Origin of the sequence: Nonomuraea lactucae (genome assembly GCF_003313395.1) — a bacterium.
Classification (GTDB): Bacteria; Actinomycetota; Actinomycetes; order Streptosporangiales; family Streptosporangiaceae; genus Nonomuraea; species Nonomuraea lactucae.
Window position 1 is genome coordinate 1 of sequence record NZ_QNFZ01000886.1, and the last position, 7,117, is coordinate 7,117.

6 protein-coding genes, 1 pseudogene and 1 riboswitch are annotated in these 7,117 nt (G+C 70.0%); all 7 genes and pseudogenes read left to right on the top strand.

Features of this window, described 5'->3' with window-relative positions:
- Positions 1-120 precede the first annotated feature (120 nt).
- Positions 121-702: a cardiolipin synthase ClsA gene (clsA, locus tag DQW85_RS30590; protein WP_113703283.1), complete on the top strand. Its 582-nt coding sequence runs from the start codon at positions 121-123 to the stop codon at positions 700-702.
- Positions 703-706: 4 nt separating this feature from the next.
- On the top strand, positions 707-3,211 hold the full coding sequence (locus tag DQW85_RS30595) for a mannose-1-phosphate guanyltransferase (RefSeq protein WP_113703284.1): 2,505 nt from the start codon (positions 707-709) through the stop codon (positions 3,209-3,211).
- 305 nt (positions 3,212-3,516) lie between these two features.
- Entirely contained in the window at positions 3,517-4,029 is a 513-nt protein-coding gene (locus DQW85_RS30600) for an FHA domain-containing protein (RefSeq protein WP_113703285.1), read from the top strand.
- 23 nt (positions 4,030-4,052) lie between these two features.
- Positions 4,053-4,688: a transcriptional regulator FtsR gene (gene ftsR / locus DQW85_RS30605; RefSeq protein ID WP_113703286.1), complete on the top strand. Its 636-nt coding sequence runs from the start codon at positions 4,053-4,055 to the stop codon at positions 4,686-4,688.
- A gap of 175 nt (positions 4,689-4,863) precedes the next feature.
- Complete coding sequence (locus tag DQW85_RS30610; protein ID WP_090771501.1) at positions 4,864-5,334, top strand: bifunctional nuclease family protein; 471 nt, start codon at positions 4,864-4,866, stop codon at positions 5,332-5,334.
- A 148-nt stretch (positions 5,335-5,482) separates the two neighbouring features.
- A complete protein-coding gene (locus tag DQW85_RS30615; protein ID WP_113703287.1) occupies positions 5,483-6,103 on the top strand; it encodes a MerR family transcriptional regulator in 621 nt (206 codons plus the stop codon).
- A 150-nt stretch (positions 6,104-6,253) separates the two neighbouring features.
- A riboswitch (glycine riboswitch) is annotated at positions 6,254-6,349 on the top strand.
- 153 nt (positions 6,350-6,502) lie between these two features.
- Positions 6,503-7,117: pseudogene (locus DQW85_RS30620) on the top strand (glycine dehydrogenase (aminomethyl-transferring)); the annotation flags it as partial.

Consider the following 7,117-nt stretch of genomic DNA (forward strand, 5'->3'; position numbering starts at 1 on the left):
CGCCGCCACCTGACCTGGCGGAGCAGGCCGCCCCGACCCCCCGCGCGCCCGTCCGGGGCGGGCCGGGAAGCCCCTGGCCGGGCCGCTTACGGCCGGAGACGACGCAGTAGGGTCTGCTGCGTGAGCGAAACTTCCGCCGAGGACCGGATCTGGACGGTTCCCAACCTGCTGAGCTTCCTGCGACTCCTCGGCGTGCCCGTCTTCCTCTGGCTGGTCCTCGGCCCCAGGGCCGACGGCTGGGCGATCGCCGTCCTCGCGGTCGCCGGGTTCACCGACTGGCTCGACGGCAAGATCGCTCGCGCGTTCAACCAGACCAGCAGGCTCGGCCGGATCATCGACCCGGCCGCCGACAAGCTCTACGTGTTCGCCACGATCCTCGCGCTGCTGGTGCGCGACGTCATCCCGTGGTGGCTGGTGGCCGTCATCCTCGCCCGCGAACTCTTCGTCGCCTGTTTCATCCCCGTACTCCGCAAGCACGGATATCGGGCACTACAGGTGCATTTCCTGGGCAAAGCCGCCATGTTCAACCTCATGTACGCCTTTCCCCTGCTCTTCCTGGCCACGCACAGCGGGCTGTACGCCGACGTGGCACGGATCGCGGGGTGGGCCTTCGCTCTGTGGGGAACAGGTCTGTACTGGTGGGCGGGGGTGCTGTATGTGGTACAAGTGCGCCGGCTCGTAACTGCGACCACAAGGGAGTGATCGTGTGAAGGCGGTCGTCATGGCGGGCGGGGAGGGCACTCGGCTGCGTCCGATGACGGCCAACCAGCCCAAGCCGCTCCTTCCCGTGGCCAACCGCCCGATCATGGAACACGTGCTGCGCCTGCTCAAGCGGCACGGCGTCACCGAGACGGTGGTCACCCTCCAGTTCCTCGCCGCGCTCGTGCGCAACTATTTCGGCGACGGCGACGAGCTCGGCATGAGCCTGCAGTACGCCACGGAGGACGTCCCCCTCGGCACGGCCGGCAGCGTCAAGAACGCCGCCGACCGGCTGCGGGAGGACCGGTTCCTCGTCATCTCCGGCGACGCGCTGACCGACATCGACCTCACGGAGATGGTCCGCTTCCACCGGGAGAACTCCGCGCTCGTCACGATCGGGCTCAAACGCGTCCCCAACCCTCTCGAGTTCGGCATCATCATCGTCGACGAGGCCGGGCGCGTGCAGCGCTTCCTGGAGAAGCCCACCTGGGGCCAGGTCTTCTCCGACACGGTCAACACCGGCGTGTACGTCATGGAGCCCGAGGTCCTCGACCACGTCGCCACCGGCGAGCCGGTCGACTGGTCCTCCGACGTCTTCCCCCGGCTGCTGGAGAGCGGCGCCCCCATCTACGGCTACGTGGCCGAGGGCTACTGGGAGGACGTCGGCACCCACGAGAGCTACCTCAAGGCGCAGGCCGACGCCCTGTCCGGCCGGGTCAGGGTCGACATCGGCGGCTTCGAGCTGTCGCCCGGCGTCTGGGTGGCCGAGTCGGCCTCCATCGACCCCGACGCCGTGCTCAAGGGGCCGCTGCTCATCGGCGACTACGCCAAGGTCGAGGCGGGCGCCGAACTGCGCGAGTACACCGTGCTCGGCAACAACGCGGTCGTGCGCGAGGGCGCCTTCCTGCACCGGGCGGTGGTGCACGACAACGTCTACCTCGGCCCCGGGGCGCACCTGAGAGGCTGCGTCATCGGCAAGAGCACCGACGTGATGGCCGGAGCCCGCATCGAGGAGGATGCCGTCATCGGCGACGAGTGCGTCATCGAATCCGAGGCGTACATCTCCAGCGGTGTCAAGGTCTACCCCTTCAAGACCATCGAGGCCGGGGCCGTCGTCAACACCAGCGTCATCTGGGAGTCGCGCGGCCAGCGCAGCCTGTTCGGTCCCAGGGGCGTCTGCGGGCTGGTCAACGTCGAGATCACCCCGGAGCTGTGCGTACGGCTGGCCAGCGCGTACGCCACCACCCTGAAGAAGGGCGAGCACGTCGTCACCTCGCGTGACTCCTCGCTCGCGGCCAGGGCGCTCAAGCGGGCCGTGATCAGCGCGCTCACCGCCGGCGCCATCAACGTGCTCGACCTGGAGGCGGCGCCGCTGCCCGTGGCCAGGTTCCACACCGCCCGCGAGTCGGCCGCCGGGGGCATCGCCCTGCGCACCACCGCCGGCGACCCGCAGAGCGTGGACATCGTCATCATGGACGACCGGGGCGCCGACCTGCCCGCCGGCGCCCAGCGCAAGCTGGAGCGGGTCTTCTCGCGGCAGGAGTTCAGGCGCGCCTTCCCCGGCGAGATCGCCGAGCTCGCCTACCCCGCCCGCGTGGTCGAGGACTACACCTACGAGCTGCTGCGCCGCATCGACATGACCGGCATCGGCGACATGAAGGTGGTGGTCGACTGCGCGGGCGGCACGTCCTCGCTCGTCCTGCCGAGCCTGCTCGGCCGGGTCGGCGTGGACGTGCTCACGGTGAACGCCCGCCTCGACGACGCCTCGCCCACCGAGACGCTCGCCGAGCGCCGCCGCGACCTGCAACGCCTGTCGGAGCTGGTGAGCTCCTCCCGGGCCGCGTTCGGCGTCCGCTTCGACCCCGTGGGGGAGCGGATCGCGCTCGTGGACGAGATGGGACAGCTGATCGGGGAGGAGCGCGCGCTGCTGGTGGTGCTCGACCTGGTGGCCGCCGAGCGCAGGGGCGGCCAGGTGGCGCTGCCCGTGACCACCACCAGGGTGGCCGAGCAGGTCTGCCGTTTCCACGGTGTCCAGGTGCAGTGGACGCCGACCGCCCTGGACGCGCTCACCTCGGCCGCCGCCGGCACGGACATGATCTTCGCGGGCGACGGCAGGGGCGGTTTCGTGGTACCCGAGTTCTCGCCGGCGATCGACGGGCTGGCCGCGTTCATGCGGCTGCTGGGCCTGGTCGCCCGCACCCGCCTCTCGCTCAGCCAGATCGACGCCCGGATCCCCGTGGCCAGGCTGCTCAAACGGACCGTGCCGACGCGGTGGGCGGCCAAGGGCGCCGTCATGCGCTCGGTCATCGAGGCCGTCGAGGCGAGCACCGAGACACACCGGATCGACACGACCGACGGGGTGCGGGTCACCCACGACGACGGAAGCTGGGTGCTGATCCTGCCCGCCGCCACCGAGCCCGTCACCGACCTGTGGGCCGAGGCCCAGGACGTCGACACGGCCCAGTCGCTCATCGAACGCTGGGCCCGTGTCGTCGAGCAGGCCGCCACCTGAGACCCCGCCCGGGACCGCGCAGTGACACAAGCGGGTGGGGCTTGAGAGGAATGTCACCCTGCGTGATCGTGTTCATGGATTCGCGTGGAGCGGTACAAGATCGTATCGTGTAAAGGCGCGGCGGCATGGACCTGCGGGTGCGGGCGGCGGTAACTTTGTCACCGTCCGAACCTGTCGTCCAGCGCCCCGCCTTGACCTTTGCCGTTCAGCAGCGTAAGTTGCGGCATTCGCAAACTTGAAGAGCGAAGCGAGGCGCGTCCCGAGCACCGTCGCCGCGTCTTCGCGGTAGGAGGCCGAGCCGATCGATGCCGAGCGTCTACTGCACGCAGTGCGGGCACGCCAACCCCGAGGATGCCCGTTTCTGTTCCCGTTGTGGATCCCCCCTGGCCAGGGCCGAGGTCGGCACGGACACGACATCGACGATCTCCGTCGCGGGAATCGAGGCGTACGAGGCTGAGACCGGCAACATGCTGCTGGCCGAGCAGGCGCTGGTGGAGCAGCTGCCGCCCGGCACGGCGTTGCTCACGGTGACCAGGGGCCCCAACCAGGGCAGCCGCTTCCGGCTCGACAAGGACCTCACCACCACGGGCCGCCACCCCGAGAGCGACATCTTCCTCGACGACATCACGGTCTCGCGCCGCCACGTCGAGTTCTACCGCCACAGGGGTGGCCAGTTCTCCGTGCGCGACGTGGGCAGCCTCAACGGCACCTACGTCAACCGGGAGCGCATCGAGGAGGTGCCGCTGCACTCCGGCGACGAGGTGCAGATCGGCAAGTTCCGTCTCCTCTTCCTCATGCGGAGCGCCGGCGGCGCATGAGCTCGCAGGCGGCACGCTCGCACATGAGCATCGGGGAGGTGCTCGCGCTCCTGCAGGGCGAGTTCCCCGACGTCACCATCTCCAAGATCCGATTCCTGGAGGGCGAGGGGCTCATCGAACCCGAGCGCAGCCCCTCGGGCTACCGCAAGTTCACCCACCTGCACGTGGAGCAGCTGCGCTACATCCTCACCGAGCAGCGCGACCACTACCTCCCGCTCCGGGTGATCAAGGACCGGATGGCCGAGGGCGTCGGGCGCCCGCGCGCCGTGCCCGGCGCCCGCGACGAGCCGGAGCCGCGGTTCAGCCGCGCCGAGCTGCTGGAGGCGGCCGGTATCGACGACGAGACGCTGACGGAGCTCGAGGACTACGGCCTGCTCGCCGCGCAGGCCAGGCGCTACGATCAGGACGCGCTGGAGGTGGCGCGTGCCGTCGGCTCGCTGGCCCGCTTCGGCCTGCACGCCCGCCACCTGCGCGCCGTCAAGGCGGCGGCCGAGCGCGAGTGCGGCCTGGTGGAGCAGACGGTCGCGCCGATACTCAAACGGCGCGCGCCGGGCGCGATCGGCGAGGCCGACGAGGTGGCCCGCGAGGCATCCACGCTCCTGCTCGACCTGCACGCCGCCCTGGTCCGCACCGGCGTGCGGACCGTCCTGGGCCGCTGACCGGCTCACCCCAGAAACCTCCTGGGGCGCCGAACCGGCGCGGTGGCGGCGCTTCCGTAACACCCGACTGACACCGGCGGGACATTCGGGGCCTGCCGGGTGTTACGTTGAATTGCATAAGCGGACCAGCAATGAGCTGTGCCGGGTCACCGGCCAGTCGAATACGGAGCAGCCCGTGTTGCAGATGGAGGTCGTGGGCGTTCGCGTTGAAATGCCCACAAATCAGCCGATCGTCTTGCTCAAGGAGGCACACGGGGAGCGGTTCCTGCCTATCTGGATCGGCATGACCGAAGCCACGGCCATCGCGCTGGCCCAGGCTGAGGAGCCGCCGCCGCGGCCACTGACGCACGACCTGTTCAGGGACGTGCTGAGCGCGCTGGGCGTCGGCCTGCGCGCCGTCAACATCGTCGCCCTGCGGGACGGCATCTTCTTCGCCGACCTGGTGTTCTCCAACGGGGTGGAGGTGAGTGCCCGGCCGTCCGACTCGATCGCGCTCGCCCTGCGCACCGGCGCGCGCATCTTCGCCAGCGAGGAGGTCGTCCAGGAGGCGGGAGTGATCATCCCCGACGACCAGGAGGACGAGGTGGAGAAGTTCAGGGAGTTCCTTGACACGATCACTCCCGAAGACTTCGGCAGGGCGGGGTAGGTATTTCAGTGCATTTACGCTTCACGACGCGCCGAGCCGGATCGTTGACTGAGCATGGTCACGGTCCTACGGTGCAAGTGAAACCCGTGGTCGCCCTTTTACGAACCCCCAGATCAGGCCACGGGATGAGAGAAAGCCGGAGGTCCGCGTGGCGGTCAGCAGCGGCGAGGGAAAGACGGCCGGCCAGGAAGATTCGGTGCGGCGCGAGAGCGCCCGGCAGCGTGCCGGGGAGCAGGGCCTGCTCTTCGACGAGCAGCCGGCGGCGCTGCCGGGCGACATCGGATACCGTGGCCCGACGGCGTGCGCGGCGGCCGGCATCACCTACAGGCAGCTGGACTACTGGGCGCGCACCGGTCTGGTCGAGCCCACGATAAGAGCCGCGCAGGGCTCGGGCTCACAACGGCTCTACAGCTTCCGCGACATCCTGGTGCTCAAGGTGGTCAAACGGCTCCTCGACACCGGGGTCTCCCTCCAGCAGATCCGCACCGCCGTGCAGCATCTGCGTGATCGCGGGGTGGCCGACCTCGCGCAGATCACGCTGATGAGCGACGGCGTCAGCGTCTACGAGTGCACCTCGGCCGACGAGGTGATAGACCTGCTCCAGGGCGGTCAGGGCGTGTTCGGCATCGCGCTCGGCCGGGTCTGGCGGGAGGTCGAGGGCAGTCTCGCGGAGCTGCCGGGGGAACGAGCGGCGGTCGCGGACACCGTCCCGGCCGAACACCCCGCTGACGAGCTGGCCAGGCGGCGACGTGCCCGCCGCCTGGGGTAGGGCGGTCCCCGCGCCGCCGCCCGGAATCAGGTGCCGACGGTCGCGGCCACGTGGGGTGGCCGAGGCCGAAGTGCCACGTGGTACGTGTCGCCCAGGGTGGTGACAACCTGCTCGCCGTCCGAGGTAGTAACCTGGAGGACGCAAGGCTGACGACCCCGTGCGGGAGAGTCCCCGGGCACCGTCCCAGGGGCGCCGAAGGAGCAACCCTCCCCGGAATCTCTCAGGCACCTGTACCGCTCGGGTGAGGCGACTCTGGAAAGCAGCCGCGCCTGCCAGGCGCGTCTCACCGACGGTGCAAGCCCTCCGGGGCGAAGCTCTCAGGTCGACATGACAGAGGGGGAGATCCGGCACTCGTCCGCGCCCTGGCGCCGGTCTCCACAGCCTCGGGAGGCATCTTCCATGACCGACCTGTCAGCTCCGCCCTTCTCGACCCGGCACATCGGCCCGTCGGAGTCCGAGCGGCAGCGCATGCTCCAGGCCGTGGGCTTCGAGTCCGTGGCCGACCTCGTGGCCGTGGCCGTGCCCGAGGCCATCAGGGTCAAGGACCGGCTCAAGCTGCCCCCCGCGGCCAGCGAGACCGAGGCCATCTCCGAGCTGCGCGCCCTGGCCGGCCGCAACAAGGTCCTCACCTCCATGATCGGCCTGGGCTACCACGACACGATCACGCCCGCGGTCATCCGCCGCAACCTGCTGGAGAACCCCGGCTGGTACACCGCCTACACGCCCTACCAGCCGGAGATCTCGCAGGGCCGCCTGGAGGCGCTGCTCAACTTCCAGACCGTCGTCTCCGACCTGACCGGCCTCGACGTCGCCGGCGCCTCCCTGCTCGACGAGGCGACGGCCGCCGCCGAGGCGATGACGCTGGCCCGCCGGGCCGGCAAGGCGAAGAGCGACGTGTTCGTCGTCGACGCCGACGCGCTGCCCCAGACCAAGGCGGTGCTCGCCACCCGCGCCGAGCCGCTCGGCATCACGCTCATCGAGCACTCCCTCGACGGCGACCTGCCCGAGTGCTTC